Origin of the sequence: Winogradskyella eximia (assembly GCF_003386165.1) — a bacterium.
GTDB lineage: Bacteria > Bacteroidota > Bacteroidia > Flavobacteriales > Flavobacteriaceae > Winogradskyella > Winogradskyella eximia.
The window spans coordinates 1-19,008 of record NZ_QRDV01000008.1; the positions used below are offsets into that span (position 1 = coordinate 1).

Below are 19,008 nucleotides of genomic sequence, written 5' to 3' on the forward strand. Positions count from 1 at the left end.
CTAAAGCTTCTGCGTGTATATTAACCTTACTCCTCTCTTTTGTCTTTTCTGATTTATCCTTAAATTTAATGAATTGTAAACTTAAGACGTGTATAGTTAATTGCTTCGCTAGTTGGTTAAGACGACGATCTTTGTGTACTTTTTACTATATTGCTTAGCAAAGAATTATTGCGTATTTGCACGCAACTAACCATACACAATCACGTTGTACCCAATTTCAGAAAATGCAGAAAACAGATGAATATATAGCGAAAAGATTAAAATGGAAAGCTGGAAAAAACAGCCTTCCAACCCAACATTCGTTCTTATTCGAAAGTTTGCCGACTGAAAACCAAAAATATTATTCGGAATTATTTAAATCTCAAAATATTGGAATTCCTGTATTAGTTTTCACTCAACCGGAAAATGACAAATGGACTATTATTGTAGCCCAGTTGGAAAGTGTAAAATCTTTAAAGTCGAAATCTCTATTTTTCGTTAAAAATAATATCAAAGCATCCATAGCAGATGTCTTACCACTATTGTTCGCACCGACAAAGACTGTCTCCTTTTCAGCTACGTCTATTCTACAATTTTTAAGTTTTCTAAAATTTTGAATATGTAAAAATTCTATATGCATATTTTAATATCTGATTCGTTTATGACCTTTATTCTAAATGATATCAATATCCTTTAGTCTAGTTAAGAGTGGAATATTGACAACAAAAACAATAATACATTCTAAATATAAGGATTCTAGTAATGAATAGATTAATTAAAAAACATAAAATAAATGTAAATTTTTTATTTTTCTTGAATTAAAGTTTTAATGGCATTTAGTTCAATTCGAAGGTGTAAAATATCCCCTTTAGTCGCTGGCAACGAATTTGGAGCAAATAGTTTCTTAACAGCAAAAACGGCTGCATCCGCAGTTGCAGATCCAATAGCTGAATTTGAAATTGAAACACCACTGATTTCATTAGATGGTTTTAAGTTTTCTATTCTAGCCTCTATTGCCTTTATACTTTCTAAAACCTCATTTGTATTAACCATCTTATTTTCTGGATTAACCACAATAGGCTGCTCTTTTTTATAGTGCCCAGATACATAAGTGTAATTATTTCTTTTATAACTTGCTTTTGTTTTACAACTCGTGGTGCAATACACATGATTACTCCTTCTTGGCTCAAACAATTGATAACAATGCTTGCAATTTTTAGTCGTTTTCATAGTTTTTGGGGTGTTTTTAATACTTAATACGTTAAATAACGTTTTATTTAACCTTTTACACTCTTTTACTCTTACCGTTTAAATTTATATAATTACACATATTAAACAACCTATCTACTACCCTAGCGCCATAAAAGTTTACCAAAGCAAGAAGGTTACCTTTTGGATCATCTTCATAACCTTCAACAGGGTTCATTGTGAAATGCGTCTTTAGGTTTTTTCTTGAACGTCGCATAATTATTTCTTTCATGATATTTACTTGACCGTAATTATTAGCTAATTTTTCTGAATATAAATCATCAAAGAGAATAGTCCCTCTAGTATAATATTTATAGAAATTTATTTTCTCTTGCTGTGACTTAATTGCCTCATAATCATCAACTACATCATCAACAGATATTATTTTAAAATGGTGTGGCTTGTATCCTTTAAAAACGGATTCAAAGCTTTTCATTATATTGGTTTTTCCAAACCCCACCTTTCCAACCAATAGCAAACCTTTGTCAAAAGAAGGGGCAACCTCCTTTTGATATAAATTTTCGCAACTAAAAAAAGACATATCACTCATGAAGTATAAAAAAACTGCAGAAAGATTTTCTTTGATGTAATTCTCAGTGTATTCGAATGGCAAACCTGTATCTGATTGAAATTCTATTTTAAATTGTTCCCATAACCATTCTTTGTTAAATGGGTGGTTAATTTTATTAGATACACTTTCCTTCCTAACATTATCTATTATTCTGCTGCAGATTAAATCGCAATCCGTGCCTTCTGTATTTATTAATCTCATATTACCTATTTGAAGCTGTTCCTGAAGTTATAGTTTTAGTGTATTTCGGTTTTTCATTCTTTTTCCATTTCACCAAACGCTTGTCAATTTCAAAAAAATCTTGGTTTTCATGTTTCATCAACTTTTTATCTCTATCTGTCTCGCTCCAGTAACTAAAAAAATCATTTAATAATTCTTTACTAAACTGAGTGTGCGCAAAAACCTTCTCTCTAAATATTTTTTTTCTATTTATTATATTATTACTCTTAGTTGTTGCTAAATGATTGTCATTTGATTGTGAAGAATTTGCTAAAGCTTTGCTATTGCTTATGCTAAATAGTTTGTCATTTGGTTTGTCAGTTTGCTCTCGGTTTGATTTGGCTACGTATTCTTTTAAATTAACAATGCTAATTTTGGTGAAGGAGGATGTTGTTTCAACATGAATGTCGTTACTTAATTGCAGCTTGGATAAAGCCGTTCTAACTTTGCTAATTGTTAGTCCAGTCTCTATAGCAAGCTTCTCATATGACGTTATAAACTCTCCCTTTTTAATAAGTATGCCTTGCCACCGTTTATCACTATAATTTACTTTCAGTAAGCAGTGAATAAAAACTGCATTTGCATTGACGTCTGTGTACCACTCCCAATCGACTATATTGCGATTAAGCATTATAAATCCTGATGTATTCATAAAGATTATTGCTTGGAATTATTGAAATCTTTTTTTAAACAAGAAATCGTCAACTTTTTCATTTAAAGTTGTCTTACTAGTTCTCTTACCTGAATTTATCCAAGCTATTAACTCTGATTTTAGGAAATAGAGCCTCTTCCCCTTCTTACGGTAAGGAATTTTATTTTTATGGACAAGTCCGTAAATTGTAGGTTTAGTTAAATTAACGACTTTAGTAGCATCGTCTATTGGAATTGGTATTTCCTGTTCAGTATCTTTTTGCGCTTCAAAATAGGTTTTAGCTTTTTCAAAAGATCTGTCTGCAAAGTCTTGTATTTGATCTTCGCTCATCATAAATAACTGATTACTCATTGTTAAATGTTTTAAATTTTAAGACAATGATATAACCAAGATGAAATAAAATAATGATGCTTCGGAATCTTGTAGGAAAGTGTTCGGAATTTATTAAGTGTTTGTTTTCAGTATTTTAATATCTATAAATATCGATAAACATATCAAAAAAGCAACTGATATTTGATTTAATTATTTAGGTTTTCTAATATTTTCTTTGTCTTGAAGATGCTTTATCCTTAAATTTAATAATTGATGGTTTACAACTTCTATATTGAAAGTTGATAATTTTAGAATAGTACTATCAATTATTTTAAGTTGTTTCTCTTCCTTATAATAACCTACTCCTTTTGACACTTTTGAATAAGCGGTTACATTGTTAGAATTTTTTATGAAAATATCTAAATCCTCATAGGTTCCAACTATCCTCACAAGCTTCATTAAATCTGTTACTGGTATGGTTGTCGGTTTCCTGATTAATTTGTTTATAACATGAATTAGTAAGTACTTCTCTTTATCAGTGAAGCTATTAAGTAATTCTAATATGTCTTCCTCCTCTACAGATATAGTTTTTTCTAAGACATTTTCACCCTCTTTTCCTGGTGACTTATGCGAAGCCGATATTTTCAATCTCTTCTCTCGTTCTATAGCCTTTTTAGGGTATTTTTCATCCATCATATTTTTATAGAATATAGAACTTTCATATGCAATACCTTCAAAATATTTAAAGACGAAATATTCATATTTATCTAAATCATAGACTAATTGATAATATCCGCTATAATTATTAAAATGATTTAAAGCAACTTTAAGAGAAGTCTCTACAGCCAAATCCGCTATAAAAGAGCTATACGAACTAACTTGATTTTTTTTAAACGCTTTGTTAATTTCATCTTCTAAAATCCATTTAACTATTTCATTTTCAGTACCACTATAATAGGTATGCTTATTTTGGAATATAGAATGTGATTCATTAAAATTAAGCTTAAGATCATTAGTAAAATTAATTTGAATGTAATCATGTAAATCTTCAATAATTTTATTGTGTAAAGTCGAAAATGGTCGATTTTTTAATTTTGCTTTCTGCATTTCAGCCATTATCATACGCTTTGATACGTCTTGTGCTTTTTTATAGAAATAGTCATAGGTTTTATGATAATCCATCTAAGTCTAAATTTATTCTGTTAGCAGCTTCAATTTTATTTTTGTCCATAACTTTAGTATAAATCTGTGTAGTAGATACATTTTTGTGACCTAGCAATTTTGAAACAGTATATATATCGGTTCCATTAGCTAGCTGCAGTGTAGCATAACTATGCCTAAAATTATGAAATGAAATTTTCTTATTAATCCCAGAATCCTCAATCCATTTTTTTAGAGGACGTACAATTTGCGAATACTTTATACCAACAAATATCTTTCCTGTTCTTGTGGACTGTAATTTCAATAAATTATGCGCAGTTTCAGAGATAGGGTGGTTAAAAATGTTCCCTGTCTTCTTTTCCTTCAATTGTATATAGTAACCTTGATGTTTATCTTTAAATATCTTATCCCAAGATAAGTTTTCAATATCTACAAATCTTAATCCTGTTAGCGTAGAAAAAAATGCCATGTGCTTAATAATTTCATGTTTAATATTTGTTTTCCACAAGAGACCTAACTCTTCCTCTGTAAGATACTCCCTATGTGTTTGTTCTTCTTTAATGTAGTCGGCGTGAAGCGCCAAATTGACATCAGTTAAGTTTTCTTTATAGGCTTCTTTTAATACTCGAATGAACTTTTTATAATAAGAAGAAGCTGTATTAACCGATAGTTTTCCTTTCTTAGTTCTTAAATTAGCCGTGCTCAATAAAAATTCTCTATACTTTTTTATATGCAGCAGACTCAATTGATTAGTAGATAAATCTTTCCCAAAACATGCCGCAAAATAATTTTTAGATGCCTTCCAAGATAAATAATTATTGTAACTACCATTGTTTAAGTACCCATCAGCAATAACATCATAAAAAGCGAGAAAGTTAAAATTAAAGCTTATATTTTCTTTAAAACCATACTCTTTGTTCCTTAATTGAATTAAGCGTTTGGATCTTATTAATTCTGCAAACTCTATTGTTTCTTTATTGTGAGCTCTCTCCGTTTCTGACTTTGGATTAGCATATATTTTTAACATTAAAAATTCACGCCTAGACTCCTTACCTGTACTAGGATTAATAATGGCTGGATAGTAATCTAAATACAAACTATATCTACCATTAGTTACTTTTTTCTTTCTAACTGTTACATTAATCATTAATTATGATTTTTGAAGGTGCTCCAAATAGTTTTTTAATATCAGACTTTAGAACGTAATTAAATCTTCCGATTTTTATTTTTTCAATTCCCTTTGATTTTATATGTCTTTCTATGGATCTAGAAGACACTTTGTAATATTTAGGTATTTCACCCATATAGTAATAATCATCCTTATTAAAACTTACAACTTCATTCGAAGGACGTTTTACCGATTCTTGTTTTAAACTCGTTTTTACTAATTCTTTCTTACAGTAATCTTCTAAATCAATCTGCCTAATTAAAACTCTACTCATAATACGAAAGTGTATTAATTCACCTCGGTTAATTAATCTGCTAATAGTTGATTGACTAACATTTAGCAATAAAGCACAATCTTTAATCTCTAAATAGACTTTACTCTTAGATATTTCGAGTAAATCCTTAAAAGGAATTTTATTTACTGTTTTGTCTACAATATTTTCATTCAAACGCTTTTGCTTGGCTCTAAACTTATAATCTTTTTGATTACAACTGCGACTGCAAAAACGAGTTTTTATGGTATGTGCTTGAAACTGCTTTCCACAATATGTACATCGTTTGTTTACTAGCATACTTTTAAATTGAAATTTTTAGCATTATTAGGTACATCTACGAATAACTATATAGCCCTGAAATTACCTCTACCATTCTATACTTATCATATTAGACGACATACGACACATCTATAAGACAAACATAACAAAAAAAACAAAACAAGGTACAAATCAGGTACAAAAAAGCACAAAAAACAACTAAAAAACAGGAAACACCAAAAACTAAACAAATAAAAAACCCCAATATAATGGGGGTTTCGTGAGTTTTAATTTGTTTTGTTATGTAAATCTACTTCCCAATACAAAAATTAGCAAAAATATTACCCAACAAATCATCGTTGGTAATCTCACCTGTAATCTCACCAAAGTGATATAAGGCCTGACGAATATCAATAGCTAACAAATCACCAGAGAGACCTGTTTCTAAACCCTCTTTTACTTTCTGTACTTCTTCAAAAGCCTTCAATAACGCATCGTAATGACGCGAATTAGTAACAATCGTTTCATTATTACGCAGCGCTCCGGTATTAATTAAATCGAGTAATTTATTAGTAAGTTGTTCTACTCCAAAACCAGATTTTGCAGAAATAGGAATAACCTGAGTCGCTTTAGATTGTAAAGCAGTTCTAATATCAGCTAACTCAGAATCGGTAATCTGATCAATCTTATTCAAAATAACCAACAACTGTTTTTGTGGAAACTTGTTCTTTACCTTTTCAATTTCAATAGTAATGGTTTTAATGGCCTCTTTATCTACTGCCAACTGCGCACTACTAACTAAAAACATCACCACTTGGGCTTGCTCTATCTTTTCAAAAGTCTTCTTAATACCAATGCTTTCAACAACATCTTCTGTTTCTCGGATTCCGGCTGTATCAATAAATCTAAAACCAATACCACCAATCGAAATTTCGTCTTCAATAGTATCTCTTGTTGTTCCTGCAATTTCAGATACAATTGCACGATCTTCATTTAACAAAGCATTGAGCAATGTTGATTTCCCTACATTAGGCTCACCAACAATAGCTACTGGAATACCGTTTTTTATCACGTTACCAACAGCAAAAGAATCTATTAATCGTTTCAACACAAAATTAATACGCTCAATAAGTTGCTTAAATTGTGTCCGATCGGCAAACTCTACGTCTTCTTCAGCAAAGTCTAATTCTAATTCTATCAACGACGCAAAGTTCAAGAGCTCTTCACGAAGCTTAGCAATTTCAGAAGAGAAACCACCGCGCATTTGTTGCATTGCTATTTGATGAGACGCTTCGTTATCACTAGATATTAAATCAGCCACAGCTTCTGCTTGACTTAAATCTAACTTGCCATTTAAAAAAGCACGTAACGTAAATTCTCCAGCTGTTGCCATACGACAACCTTGCCTTAAAAAGAGTTGAATAATTTCTTGCTGAATATAAGATGAGCCATGACAAGATATTTCTACCACATTCTCACCCGTATAAGAATTAGGATCTTTAAAAACAGAGACCAACACTTCATCTATGGTTCTATCATTATCCATAATATGACCTAAATGAATGGTATGCGTAGCTTGTTTTTTTAAGTCTTTATTAGAAACCGACTTAAAACATTTTGAAGCGATAGTTATAGCGTCTTTTCCTGACAATCGTATTACTGCAATGGCTCCACTGCCAGATGGTGTTGCTAAAGCTACAATAGTATCGTTATGCATGGTACAATTCTTTGTTGCAAAAGTATTGTAAATTATGGGATTCTTTTAACTAAAAAGCAAAGTCATTTCTATTTGCTTTTAATGCTTTGTTTTTATATTTGTAATTCTAAAAATAATTGAGTTTAATACCACTTTTATATCATTATGAAAAATTTATTCCTTTACGTATTTGCAGGTCTTTTATTATTTAGTTGTAAAGAAGAACCTAAGCGAACTGATTATATTATTAATGGCACAGCTAAAGATGTATATAACGGCGTGAGAGTACACTTAAATGCCGTTGACGAGAAAGGAAAAGAGAAAGTTATTAGCACCAAAATGGTAGTAAATGAACAATTTTCTTTTGAAGGAAGAGTAGACTTGCCTTCATTACACTATATTACTATAAATAGCGTTCCTGGTAAACTTCCAATAATGGTAGAAAACAGCGAAATCAATGTTGCTATCGATAAATCAAATATTTTAAATTCTACAATAACAGGTTCAAAATCGCAAATTAGTTTTGAAAATTACCAAAAAGGTTATAAAGCAATTGAAAAAGAATCATTACCTACTAAAATGGCAATGAGAAATGCGGCAAGACAACAAGATGTTGCCAAACAAGATTCACTTTCAAAACGTTTACTTGAACTTGAAAACAATGTTACTCAATACACTATTGATGCAATAAAAGAAAATAAAGATAATTTTTTCAGTCTCTTTTTAATTCGTTTAGAGCTTAACAATCCTAAAATGGACATTGAAAAATATATGGAAGCTTTTAATGATTTATCATCAGATATAAAATCTTCTAAAACGGGATTAGATATAAAAACAAAACTAGATAATCTTTATAATATATATAAGAAAAATGCCAACTTAGAAATAGGAAAAGTTGCCCCTAATTTTGAAGCACCAGCTCCAGATGGCACTATGGTTTCTTTAAACGACGTTAAAGGCAAAGTCACCATTATAGATTTTTGGGCAGCTTGGTGTGGTCCTTGCAGAAGAGAAAATCCAAACGTCGTTAAAGTTTACAACAAATATCATAGCCAAGGATTGGAAATCATCGGAGTCTCTTTAGATGGTGCACGTACACAAAAAGATCCTAAACAATTATGGTTAGATGCTATTGAGAAAGACAAATTAACATGGAAGCACGTTTCTAACTTGCAATATTTTAATGATCCTGTTGCTCAACTTTATAATATATCATCAATTCCTGCAACATACATACTTGATGAAGAAGGTAAAATAGTAGCAAAAAATCTAAGAGGAAGAGCACTAGAACTTAAAGTAGAAGCGCTTTTGAAATAATTAAAAGCCTTTAGACTTAATCTAAAGGCTTTTAAAAACTGTCTTACACAACAACTAAACTAATTAGAATCAGGTATTTTAACAACTACTAGTTCTTCCTTGTAAAACTGAAGTTCTGTTTGAATCACTTTATATTCTGATGAGATTGATGTTGCAAATAAGTTTTGATAGTAAGTAATGCCATCAAATAAATTGTTTTTAAAGGCATTCCATTTTTTCATTTGTTTAACTGAAAGATCTTCTGAAATTGATTTTATATCGTTCTTTAAATAATCGATATACATTTTCAATTCTTTAACAAACATATTTGGTCGATTTAAATTTGAAAGTATCGCTCCATTTCCGTTAATATGTTTCATCATTTCAGCAAGTGTCACTTCTTTGTCAAAATAAGCCATATTAGGCCCAGGACAAATAACAACTCCTTGTTCTTGTCCTTTTATGTTAATGCCATTTTCTAAATATGAAGCATTCGCCAATCCTACACAAAGACATGCTTTTTCAGTTATCTTGGCTTTAGAATTTTCATAAACAACCGGAGACAATGTTACTTTTTTAGTTTCTAATTCTTGTAACATCGCATCTTGATATTTTTTAGAGGCTGTACAAATTCCTTCTGCTCCAAACGCTTTACTTAATGCTAAAAATTTCTTAGGACAAGAACTACCTGCTTTATTATTATCTATTCGCTTTTGCTTGTGTAACTCGTTTGTTGTGCCATTAATAGTATTAAAAGGTACTCCTAATGGCGAAATCCCACTCAAATACAAGTCCTTCTCCTTAGCATTTGCTAACAACTCTCTAGTTTCTTGATCGACAGAAGTGGCTTCTGGCACCAATAAAAATGGTGTTCCCCAACCTACTGAATCCACACTATAATGGTCTAATAAAAACTCTTGTTCTTCAGCAGTTCCAACTCCTCCTTGAACGCTAATTTTTAACTCTAAAGGTTGTGTAGGAATAGGCAATTCTTTTAAGCTTAATCCTTTGATAAAAACATCATGTGTGTCTTGTATTAATTCGGACTTTTTCGTTTTAAATTCTTCTAAAATTGGTCCTAATAAAAAACCTTCTGTAGCAAATGCATGTCCACCACAATTTAAACCAGATTCTATTCTATATTCTGAAACCCAAAGTCCTTTTTTAGCTAAAAATTTCCCTTGTATTGTTGCTGAACGGTAATCACTAACCTTTAATATAATTTTCTTTTTTAGCACACCATTTGCATCTGGAAAAAAGTCTTTAAAATTCTCAAAGTAACTGTATAATCTTGGGTTCATGCCTGCAGAAAGTACGACTGATGAACTTAGTTTACTTTGAGCAAAACCTCTAAGTGATGCATGCGCATCATTATATGCAATGTCTAGTTGCTCGCCTTTTTCAAAATTATCTTTATCAACTTTGGTCATGATATTAACATCAATATCACCAGCTTTTAAATGTGTTTCAAGATAATTTTTAATAGTATCCTTAATGGCAGTACCTTCATCTAATAAGCTTAATAGCCCTTCCTTAATTGAGGAGCTATTAGGTAAAGTGGCCATAAAATTATCTAATGCTAATTTACTTTCAGACAATTCCGTTTTAAATTGTGAAAATTTATCTTTTACAACTGTATCTACCAAATTTAAATAAGATGTAATACGTTCTGCTCTATAATCTTTTGCTTTCTTTGTAATTTCTTGATAAGGAAGACTGAATTTTTCACTGTAAAATGAATTCATTTTTTCGATGAGTTCGTCATCTATAATAGATATTACGGACGAAATACCATATTGCGCTACCCGAATAGGGCTATCTATGGTATAAGCTAATCCCATTACAGGAATATGGAAGTTATGTAGTGATTTAGATGAAGCCATTTTTTAATTTTTAAAAATTAAATAAGCAACAAATATATTTTCATCTTATTCGCAAAAACATGATAAAAATCATACCTTTTTAATCTACTTTACCCCATTTAGTAATGAATTCTTAGTCTTATTTTAACTTTCCAGTCTTATATAAGACAAACAGAATAATAATCGGAATGGCTAATAAGCCAATATAACCCAAATCAGTTTTAAAAAGTGAAGGCGTCATTATTAAAGTAACCACATAACCTCCAACAGCGCCACCAAAATGAGCATCGTGACCTATGTTACCTATTTGCTTTTTCATACCATAAATGGAATATAAAAGATAGCCAATACCAAAAACGTAGCCAGGAATTGGAATTGGAATGAAAAACATATATAAACTCATTCCTGGATTGAGAAGAATTGCAGCATAGAGAATACCTGTCACTGCTCCACTTGCTCCAATAGCACTGTACCAATAGTCATCCTTATGAAAATAAAGTGAGAGTAAGTTTCCAAATATAAGACTGGCAAAATAAATAATAACGAAATTGAAAGAACCCAGCTTCAGAATTACAGCATCAGCAAAGAAGTAAAGTGTAAACATATTAAATAATAAGTGTGTAACATCTGCATGTAAAAACCCAGAACTTAACATTCTAATCTGTTCTCCTCGTCTTATACTTCCTACATTAAATTTGAATTTTTCAAAAAAACCACGATTATCAAATCCTTTAAAAGACATAATAACATTGGCTACAATAATTACAATGGTTACTATACTTATATCTAAATTGTCCATAAAATCCATTCTTATAAATCAAATATATATATTTGCGTTTAAATGCAATCATACTTTAATGCAACTTATTGCTTATATTTTAGTTTACCCTATTCTTTGGTTAATATCCATATTACCTTTTAAATTACTTTATGGATTTTCTGATGTGATTTACCTGTTTATGTATCGAATTTTCGGTTATAGAAAATCGGTTGTAAAAGAGAATTTAAGATTGGTTTTTCCTGATAAATCTGAAAAAGATATTGCAGAAATTACAAGTCAGTTTTATCATCATTTTTGCGATATGATGGTTGAGGCTATTAAATCCTTAACTATTAGTGAAGCCCAAATGAAAAAACGTTTTAAGTTTACCAATGTTGAATTAATCAATGATTTAGAAGAAAAACAACGAAGCATTGTTTTAATGTGCGGTCATTATGGAAGTTGGGAATGGATTTTTATATTACAAAAATATGTGAAGCACAAAGGATATGCTGTTTACAAACGATTAGCAAATAAACATTTTGATAAATTAGTAAAACGTATTAGAGCGAAATATAATTCTCATCTTATAACTACAAAAGAAACATTTGGTGTTTTACTTAATAGTAAGAAAAAAGGTGAATTAACCATTAATGGTTTTGTGTCTGATCAATCACCTAAGGCACACAAAGCATTTCATTGGAATGAATTTATGGGCATTAAAGTACCTATGTACACTGGAGCCGAAATATTAGCGAAAAAATTAGATATGGCTGTGGTATTTTTTAGTGTAAAAAGAATTAAACGTGGCTATTACGAAACTACCTTTACCACCATAACGGAACACCCTAAAGAGTACAAAGATTATGAAATCACAGATATCTTTTTCAAACTACTTGAAGAACAAATTCTAGAAGCACCGCAATATTACCTTTGGACACACAAACGTTGGAAACATAGAGATAAGGTACCTGCAGAATTTCGTTAAAAAAGTAACACTTACAAATTAAACCAGGAATTAGTATTTTAATTTAGTATTCTAATACTGAAATTATCACAAGTTCTTTCAAATAAATACGATACTAAAAAGTAAACCCATTACATTTCAAACCAATCGGCAATATTTGGACCTGAGCAATCTTTTCCAACCAACGATTTGTGAACAAACTCATTATTACACTTAGAATACTCATAATCCATAGCCCAAGTGTTATGATGCTTAGCTAAATCAATAATACCATCACAAACAAATTCAATTTCTGCATTGGTGGTTGTTGGGTGAATAGACATACGAATCCAACCTGGCTTACGCACTAAATCTCCTATAGAAATTTCATTGGTTAACTCGTGCGACATTTGCTGATCTACATGCAATAAAAAATGACCATAAGTACCTGCACAACTACAACCTCCTCTGGTTTGAATACCAAACTTATCATTCAACAATTTTACAGCCAAATTAAAATGCAAATCGTCAATATAGAATGAAATCACTCCCAATCGATTTTTATGCTGACCAGCTAAAATATTGATATTAGGTATGCCTTCTAATTTTTTAAAAATAATAGATACCAACTCATGCTCACGTTGTAGCATATTAGTAACACCCATTTCTTCTTTTAACTTTATGGAAAGTGCCGATTTAATAGTTTGAAGAAACCCAGGTGTTCCACCATCTTCTCTATCTTCTATATTATCAATGTACTTGTGCTCTCCCCAAGGGTTCGTCCAGCTTACAGTGCCACCTCCTGGACAATCTGGCACCATGTTTTTGTACAGTTTCTTATTAAAAACTAAAACACCAGAAGTACCTGGACCTCCTAAAAACTTATGAGGAGAAAAGAATATAGCATCTAATTGTGCGTTTTCATCTTCTGGGTGCATGTTCATATCCACATAAGGAGCAGAACAAGCAAAATCCACAAAACAAACACCTCCATGTTGGTGCATCAGTTTTGCCACATCATGATGCGGAATCTGAATACCAGTAACATTAGAGCCTCCAACAACAGACGCTATTTTAATAGTACAATCTTTATATTGATGTAGTAATGTCTCTAAATTTTTCAAGCAAAATAAACCATCTTCATTTGGTGGCACCACCTCTACTTTTGCCATGGTTTCTAACCACGTAGTTTGGTTAGAGTGATGTTCCATATGAGAGACAAATACTACTGGTCGCATTTCATCTGGTATCTTAGTAAATTCCTTTAAATTTTCAGGAATCTTTAAACCCAAAATGCGTTGAAACTTATTAATCACTCCAGTCATACCATTACCAGAACAAATTAAGATATCGTCGTCATTGGCATTAACGTGCGCTTTTATAATATGCCTAGCTTTATGATAGGCCTTAGTCATGGCTGTACCAGAAACCGTAGTCTCAGTATGCGTATTAGCTACAAAAGGGCCAAAAACATTACAAATCTTATCTTCTATAGGTCGGTACAAACGCCCAGAAGCCGTCCAATCTGTATAAATGATTTTTTGCTCTCCATATGGAGATTCAAAGGTTTGATCCTGACCAATGATATGACTTCTAAACTGGCTAAAATACTGCTCAAGTTCTTGAGGTTTTGACTTAGATAATTCTGAAGAAATCATAACATTATATATTTTTAATTAATCGTTTAAGGCTGATGAAACCACACCTTTTTCAACCATTAAATAGTGAAAGTACAAACCTTAACGTCTATATTAATTGTTTTTAACAAATTTTATCACGTTATCACCAATACCTATAAAATAAAAACCATTGGTTAAATTCTCAACATTAACAGCATTGTCATTGCTTACAATTTTTCCTTCAAGAACAGTTTCTCCAAGTACATTGTAGATGCTATATGTTTCGTTTGAAAATTCATTATTCAACATTTTAAAATTTAAAACGTTTGTAACTGGATTAGGGTATATAGAAAAATTATTTTCTTTTTGATAATCATCAGTAGAAAGTGTATTTCCGTTATATCTAGCAATGGCAACATCATTATCACTATAACCTACCATTACGATTTTATCATCTGATTGTACTTTTAAATCATAAGCAAAAGACACCGTTCCAAAATCAGTGGTAACGTATCCTGAATTTCCAAAAGAACTAGTAAGTGAGTAATCACTACCACTAATACTTGAAAGGAAAAACGATGCCGTTCCTGTATTTGGATTTGCAGAAACACCTCCAATGATTATGTTTCCAGAATTATCGCGCTCCATACCAAAACCAGCATCTTGAGTACTTGTAGATAATTGCAACCAGTTTTCTACACTGTTTGTTGTTGTACCATTTGAAGATGTATAATCTACATAAGTTCTATAATCAACTGACGACCATGTAGTATATCCACTAAACACGTAACTATCATCTGGATTTAAAACCATTGATCTAGTAATATCATTTCCTGTAGTAAGTACTTTAAAGTCGTAACCATTATCAGAAAAGGTATCATCTAATGTACCATCACTATTAATTCTACAAGCGTAATGTTCTGCGGTTAAAGCTGCAGTACCACTTCCAGGAACGTCAATCCAACCAACAGCTGTAATGCGTCCATTAGATTTTATAGCTAAATCTTCAATCACCAATTCAAAACCATTAGAACTCGATACTGGTTGTGGTAATCCTGTGATTTTTCCATCACTACTAAAATTTGTATCCAATTGGCCATTAGGCGTCAGTCTAATAAAAATAGCATTGGCTTCATCAGTATCTGAATAAGATACACCACCACCAACAATGTTACCAGTAACGTAATGAATTTTTACAACTCTTAATTCATCTTCATTAGAAACATTGGTAATTGAAACTCCCGAAGTTCCAAAACCTGAGTCAAGAGATCCATCAGTATTTAATCGAATAATTGCGGCATTACGATTGCTACCATCATCAGAATAACCTCCAATAACAATTTTACCATCCAATTGTAAATCTACAGAATAGGCCTTGTCATCACTTCCTGTTTGTAAATCAAATGTAGCAATACCATTAGTTCCAAAAGAAGTATCTAATGATCCATCAGTATTATATCTTAAACACAAAAAATCAAAACCAAAAATATTACTAAAGGTATAACCAGCAACTACAATTTTACCATCACTTTGTATAACGACAGATCTTGCTTTGTCCTCAACTCCATTAATAGAGGTGATGACTTTCCCGTTGGCCCCAAAACTGCCATCTAAAGTTCCAGATTGAGAAAACATATTTAAAGTGAAAAATAATGCTACTACTAGTAATTTGTTATTCATGATTGATATTTTTTAATTGATATTAATTTTTTAATTATTTATTAAGTTGTTCAAAAGTACTAAATATTGGCGATAGCCTTTATTTCTCCAATAATCTTATCGGCTAAGGCATCTGCAGCTTCTTGAGAAGGTGCTTCTGTATAGATTCTAATAATTGGTTCCGTATTACTTTTACGTAAATGCACCCAACTATCTGCAAAATCAATTTTCACTCCATCAATAGTGGTTAACTTTTCTCCACTGTAATTCGCTTCCATTGTTTTTAAAATACCATCAACATCTAAACCAGGTGTTAATTGAATTTTCTTCTTACTCATAAAGTAATTTGGGTAAGAGGCTCGCAGCGCACTCACTTTCATTTTCTTTTCTGCCAATAAGCTTAAAAATAAAGCCACACCAACTAAAGCATCACGACCATAATGCGATTCCGGATAAATAATACCTCCATTACCTTCTCCTCCAATAACCACGTTATTCTTTTTCATTAAGGCCACCACATTAACTTCTCCTACAGCACTAGCTTCATAAGTACCACCATGCTTTTCAGTTACATCGCGTAAGGCACGTGTAGAACTCATATTGCTCACCGTATTTCCTGGAGTTTTACTCAATACATAATCTGCACAAGCCACCAAAGTGTATTCTTCTCCAAACATTTCACCTGTTTCGTCCATAAAAGCCAAACGGTCAACATCCGGATCTACAACGATACCAAAATCAGCATGATTTTTTACAACCGCTTTTGCTAAGTCTCCTAAATGCTCCTTTAAGGGTTCTGGATTATGAGGAAAATGACCTGTTGGGTCACAATATAATTTTACAGCTTCAACACCTAAACGCTCTAATAATAAAGGGATAGCAATACCTCCTGTAGAATTTACACCATCTACCACTACTTTAAAATTAGCCTCTTTTATCGCTTTTACATTCACCAATTCAAGGTCCAAAACCTCATCAATATGGATGTCTATATACGCATCGTTAACGGTTATTTTTCCTAAATCATCAACCTCAGCAAAGGTCATTGTATTAGAATCTGCGATCTCTAATATTTTCTGTCCTTCTGCACCATTCAAAAACTCACCTTTTGCATTTAAAAGCTTTAAAGCATTCCATTGTTTAGGGTTATGGCTGGCTGTTAAAATAATACCACCATCTGCATGTTCTAATGGTACAGCTATTTCAACCGTTGGTGTTGTAGATAAACCTAAATCAATAACATCAATACCAAGGCCTACTAAAGTTTGCATTACTAAACTTTGAATCATTTCACCAGAAATACGAGCATCTCTACCAACCACAACAAGATATTCGTCTTTATCGCGTTGAGATTTTAACCAAGTACCGTAAGCCGCTGCAAATTTAACAGCATCTATTGGTGTTAAGTTTTCATCTACTGGTCCTCCAATGGTACCTCTAATTCCTGAAATTGATTTTATTAAAGTCATAAATATTAATTTTTAGCAAATATAATATCTTAATCCTATTTTGGTCTTTAACTCATCTTGACTTTTGTCTTTTAAGCGAAAAAAAACAACCTCAACCATAATACACTTCAACATTTAAGTAAAAGGAACAGTATAATTAGGCAAAAAAATAAGTATGGTTCAATATGAATTTGTAATTTCGACTTATGAATTTTCTCGCACACATTTATCTTTCTGGAAATAACGAATTAATCACTATCGGAAACTTTGTTGCTGATGGTATTAGAGGTAATAAATACAAGTTATATCCTACCGAGATTCAAATAGGTATTCAATTACATCGTAACATTGATACTTTTACGGATGCCCATCCCCTTTTTAGACAATGTACCAAAAGACTGCATAAGGGCTACGGTCATTATAGCGGAGTGATTGTAGATATATTCTTCGATCATTTTTTAGCGAAAAACTGGACCACCTATTCCAATGTACCACTTGCCACTTATATTGATAATTTTTATAGCAGTCTCTCTAAACATATAGAAATACTACCACCACGTTTTAAAAAGCTCACACCGATAATGATTGAAGGCAATTGGTTGCTGAGTTATGCGAATGTTGAAGGCATACAATTGGTATTAAATGGCATGAACAAAAGAACCAATGGTCAATCTAAAATGAATGAAGCCACCAAGGAACTCATAGCACATTATGATGCCTTTGAAACAGATTTTACGCTATTCTTTAAAGACCTAATGGCTTTTTCTGAAGAGAAACGCATAGAAATTGAAAAACAGTTTAAAACCGATAAAGCGTAGAGCGCTCACAAAAATGACTATCCCAAACCCATAACGGACAACAAGACATGGCAAAGCAAAGCAGACTAAGAAAAACGCTAAAAATAATAGGTGGAGTCATTGTGTTCTTCACATTACCTACGCTCCTACTCTTTGGTTTTATGTACTTCAAATACAATGAAGATTTACCAACAGGAGAGCAAGGCATTGCAGCTGATCAACTCGCTACAAAAATGCTAAATGCTTTAAATGAAGAGGCCTACCTCAATACCGATTATATAGAATGGACCTTTAAAAACAGACATCAATACAAATGGTATAAGTCTAAAAATACATGTGAAGTCTCTTGGGAAAGCTTTACCGTAATCTTAGATCTTGAAAACCAACAGCATTCTAAAGTGTTTGTGTTAGAACAAGAATACAACGGCATTGAAAAGCAAGACTACATTAAAAAAGCGGAAGGGTATTTTAATAACGATTCGTTTTGGCTAGTTGCTCCCTATAAGGTATTTGATGCAGGTGTAGAACGCAGATTAGTAAAAACCGAAGACCATAAAAAGGCACTACTCGTAACCTATACTTCTGGCGGAAGCACACCTGGTGATTCGTATTTATGGCATTTAGACCAAAATGACAAACCTAAAAGCTTCCAAATGTGGGTAGAGATCTTACCTATTGAAGGTTTAGAGGCGACTTGGGAAAACTGGACCACAACAGAAAGCGGAGCACAATTCCCCACCTTTCACAAGCTATTAGTACTAGGTATTGAACTCGATGATGTTGTAGGACTAGCACTGTAAACGCATTATAAGCACCACATCAAATCACAAACCGTTCATTGTTTATACCAGCAAAAAACAAACATAAAAACAATCTTTTTACTTAGACCGCTGCCCACCAAATAATGAGACACATCCAAAAACCATATGAATAGAATACCAGCAAGAAAACCAAAAACTAACTTAAGCACTACACATAGTCAACACTCAACACCCAAATTCCGACAGCGTCGGAACCTGCTGTCGGCAGTATAGATGAGAAAAATCCGTTTAAAATAGCTGAAGCCTTGGAAGCTATTTAGGA

At 32.0% G+C, this 19,008-nt stretch carries 18 protein-coding genes; 4 read left to right on the forward strand and 14 right to left on the reverse strand.

From position 1 onward, the window contains the following. Positions 1-394: 394 nt before the first annotated feature. The 9 genes from DFQ10_RS14935 to mnmE form a co-directional block, all read right to left on the reverse strand. On the reverse strand, positions 395-619 hold the full coding sequence (locus DFQ10_RS14935) for an AAA family ATPase (protein WP_245940733.1): 225 nt from the start codon (positions 617-619) through the stop codon (positions 395-397). Positions 620-783: 164 nt separating this feature from the next. After that, positions 784-1,209, reverse strand: coding sequence for a hypothetical protein (locus DFQ10_RS14940; RefSeq protein WP_115818248.1), 426 nt, complete (start codon positions 1,207-1,209; stop codon positions 784-786). A gap of 55 nt (positions 1,210-1,264) precedes the next feature. Then, positions 1,265-1,999 (reverse strand): hypothetical protein, encoded by a 735-nt coding sequence (locus tag DFQ10_RS14945; protein WP_115818249.1) that lies wholly within the window; start codon positions 1,997-1,999, stop codon positions 1,265-1,267. Position 2,000: 1 nt separating this feature from the next. Then, the gene (locus DFQ10_RS14950; RefSeq protein WP_147299234.1) at positions 2,001-2,669 is read right to left on the reverse strand and encodes a hypothetical protein; all 669 of its coding nucleotides are present in this window, start codon (positions 2,667-2,669) and stop codon (positions 2,001-2,003) included. An 18-nt stretch (positions 2,670-2,687) separates the two neighbouring features. Then, positions 2,688-3,020 carry a helix-turn-helix domain-containing protein gene (locus tag DFQ10_RS14955; RefSeq protein WP_115818251.1) on the reverse strand — a complete coding sequence of 111 codons (333 nt, stop codon included), beginning with the start codon at positions 3,018-3,020 and terminating at the stop codon, positions 2,688-2,690. 171 nt (positions 3,021-3,191) lie between these two features. Further along, positions 3,192-4,163, reverse strand: a complete 972-nt coding sequence (locus DFQ10_RS14960; RefSeq protein WP_115818252.1) for a hypothetical protein — start codon at positions 4,161-4,163, stop codon at positions 3,192-3,194. Beyond that, a complete protein-coding gene (locus DFQ10_RS14965; protein WP_115818253.1) occupies positions 4,150-5,289 on the reverse strand; it encodes a tyrosine-type recombinase/integrase in 1,140 nt (379 codons plus the stop codon). Before DFQ10_RS14965 ends, DFQ10_RS14960 begins: the two co-directional genes overlap by 14 nt. Beyond that, the gene (locus DFQ10_RS14970) at positions 5,282-5,881 is read right to left on the reverse strand and encodes a helix-turn-helix domain-containing protein (protein ID WP_115818254.1); all 600 of its coding nucleotides are present in this window, start codon (positions 5,879-5,881) and stop codon (positions 5,282-5,284) included. Before DFQ10_RS14970 ends, DFQ10_RS14965 begins: the two co-directional genes overlap by 8 nt. A gap of 271 nt (positions 5,882-6,152) precedes the next feature. After that, positions 6,153-7,559, reverse strand: coding sequence for a tRNA uridine-5-carboxymethylaminomethyl(34) synthesis GTPase MnmE (gene mnmE, locus DFQ10_RS14975; protein ID WP_115818255.1), 1,407 nt, complete (start codon positions 7,557-7,559; stop codon positions 6,153-6,155). A gap of 144 nt (positions 7,560-7,703) precedes the next feature. On the opposite strand from mnmE, the gene DFQ10_RS14980 reads away from it, so the two are divergent. Then, positions 7,704-8,855, forward strand: coding sequence for a TlpA disulfide reductase family protein (locus DFQ10_RS14980; RefSeq protein ID WP_115818256.1), 1,152 nt, complete (start codon positions 7,704-7,706; stop codon positions 8,853-8,855). A 59-nt stretch (positions 8,856-8,914) separates the two neighbouring features. Here DFQ10_RS14980 and DFQ10_RS14985 read toward each other — a convergent pair whose 3' ends face one another. After that, the gene (locus tag DFQ10_RS14985) at positions 8,915-10,717 is read right to left on the reverse strand and encodes a hypothetical protein (protein ID WP_115818257.1); all 1,803 of its coding nucleotides are present in this window, start codon (positions 10,715-10,717) and stop codon (positions 8,915-8,917) included. A gap of 118 nt (positions 10,718-10,835) precedes the next feature. Then, positions 10,836-11,495, reverse strand: coding sequence for a rhomboid family intramembrane serine protease (locus tag DFQ10_RS14990; protein WP_115818450.1), 660 nt, complete (start codon positions 11,493-11,495; stop codon positions 10,836-10,838). A gap of 58 nt (positions 11,496-11,553) precedes the next feature. Between DFQ10_RS14990 and DFQ10_RS14995 the strand changes: the two genes are divergently transcribed. Continuing rightward, positions 11,554-12,444, forward strand: coding sequence for a lysophospholipid acyltransferase family protein (locus tag DFQ10_RS14995; RefSeq protein WP_115818258.1), 891 nt, complete (start codon positions 11,554-11,556; stop codon positions 12,442-12,444). A 110-nt stretch (positions 12,445-12,554) separates the two neighbouring features. Here the strand turns inward: DFQ10_RS14995 and DFQ10_RS15000 are convergent, their stop codons facing one another. The 3 genes from DFQ10_RS15000 to glmM form a co-directional block, all read right to left on the reverse strand. Beyond that, entirely contained in the window at positions 12,555-14,060 is a 1,506-nt protein-coding gene (locus DFQ10_RS15000; protein ID WP_115818259.1) for an aminotransferase class V-fold PLP-dependent enzyme, read from the reverse strand. Positions 14,061-14,153: 93 nt separating this feature from the next. Continuing rightward, a complete protein-coding gene (locus DFQ10_RS15005) occupies positions 14,154-15,701 on the reverse strand; it encodes a T9SS type A sorting domain-containing protein (RefSeq protein ID WP_115818260.1) in 1,548 nt (515 codons plus the stop codon). Positions 15,702-15,760: 59 nt separating this feature from the next. Next, positions 15,761-17,149, reverse strand: a complete 1,389-nt coding sequence (gene glmM / locus DFQ10_RS15010) for a phosphoglucosamine mutase (protein WP_115818261.1) — start codon at positions 17,147-17,149, stop codon at positions 15,761-15,763. Positions 17,150-17,334: 185 nt separating this feature from the next. Between glmM and DFQ10_RS15015 the strand changes: the two genes are divergently transcribed. Continuing rightward, positions 17,335-17,946, forward strand: coding sequence for an acyl carrier protein phosphodiesterase (locus tag DFQ10_RS15015; RefSeq protein WP_115818262.1), 612 nt, complete (start codon positions 17,335-17,337; stop codon positions 17,944-17,946). Positions 17,947-17,993: 47 nt separating this feature from the next. Next, positions 17,994-18,725: a hypothetical protein gene (locus tag DFQ10_RS15020; RefSeq protein WP_115818263.1), complete on the forward strand. Its 732-nt coding sequence runs from the start codon at positions 17,994-17,996 to the stop codon at positions 18,723-18,725. The last annotated feature ends 283 nt before the right edge of the window (positions 18,726-19,008 follow it).

Bases quoted from the DNA above. Each gene is read 5' to 3' on its own strand.
- DFQ10_RS14935 (WP_245940733.1), bottom strand. From the start codon at position 619: ATGCATATAGAATTTTTACATATTCAAAATTTTAGAAAACTTAAAAAT.
- DFQ10_RS14940 (WP_115818248.1), bottom strand. From the start codon at position 1,209: ATGAAAACGACTAAAAATTGCAAGCATTGTTATCAATTGTTTGAGCCA.
- DFQ10_RS14945 (WP_115818249.1), bottom strand. From the start codon at position 1,999: ATGAGATTAATAAATACAGAAGGCACGGATTGCGATTTAATCTGCAGC.
- DFQ10_RS14950 (WP_147299234.1), bottom strand. From the start codon at position 2,669: ATGAATACATCAGGATTTATAATGCTTAATCGCAATATAGTCGATTGG.
- DFQ10_RS14955 (WP_115818251.1), bottom strand. From the start codon at position 3,020: ATGAGTAATCAGTTATTTATGATGAGCGAAGATCAAATACAAGACTTT.
- DFQ10_RS14960 (WP_115818252.1), bottom strand. From the start codon at position 4,163: ATGGATTATCATAAAACCTATGACTATTTCTATAAAAAAGCACAAGAC.
- DFQ10_RS14965 (WP_115818253.1), bottom strand. From the start codon at position 5,289: ATGATTAATGTAACAGTTAGAAAGAAAAAAGTAACTAATGGTAGATAT.
- DFQ10_RS14970 (WP_115818254.1), bottom strand. From the start codon at position 5,881: ATGCTAGTAAACAAACGATGTACATATTGTGGAAAGCAGTTTCAAGCA.
- mnmE (WP_115818255.1), bottom strand. From the start codon at position 7,559: ATGCATAACGATACTATTGTAGCTTTAGCAACACCATCTGGCAGTGGA.
- DFQ10_RS14980 (WP_115818256.1), top strand. From the start codon at position 7,704: ATGAAAAATTTATTCCTTTACGTATTTGCAGGTCTTTTATTATTTAGT.
- DFQ10_RS14985 (WP_115818257.1), bottom strand. From the start codon at position 10,717: ATGGCTTCATCTAAATCACTACATAACTTCCATATTCCTGTAATGGGA.
- DFQ10_RS14990 (WP_115818450.1), bottom strand. From the start codon at position 11,495: ATGGACAATTTAGATATAAGTATAGTAACCATTGTAATTATTGTAGCC.
- DFQ10_RS14995 (WP_115818258.1), top strand. From the start codon at position 11,554: ATGCAACTTATTGCTTATATTTTAGTTTACCCTATTCTTTGGTTAATA.
- DFQ10_RS15000 (WP_115818259.1), bottom strand. From the start codon at position 14,060: ATGATTTCTTCAGAATTATCTAAGTCAAAACCTCAAGAACTTGAGCAG.
- DFQ10_RS15005 (WP_115818260.1), bottom strand. From the start codon at position 15,701: ATGAATAACAAATTACTAGTAGTAGCATTATTTTTCACTTTAAATATG.
- glmM (WP_115818261.1), bottom strand. From the start codon at position 17,149: ATGACTTTAATAAAATCAATTTCAGGAATTAGAGGTACCATTGGAGGA.
- DFQ10_RS15015 (WP_115818262.1), top strand. From the start codon at position 17,335: ATGAATTTTCTCGCACACATTTATCTTTCTGGAAATAACGAATTAATC.
- DFQ10_RS15020 (WP_115818263.1), top strand. From the start codon at position 17,994: ATGGCAAAGCAAAGCAGACTAAGAAAAACGCTAAAAATAATAGGTGGA.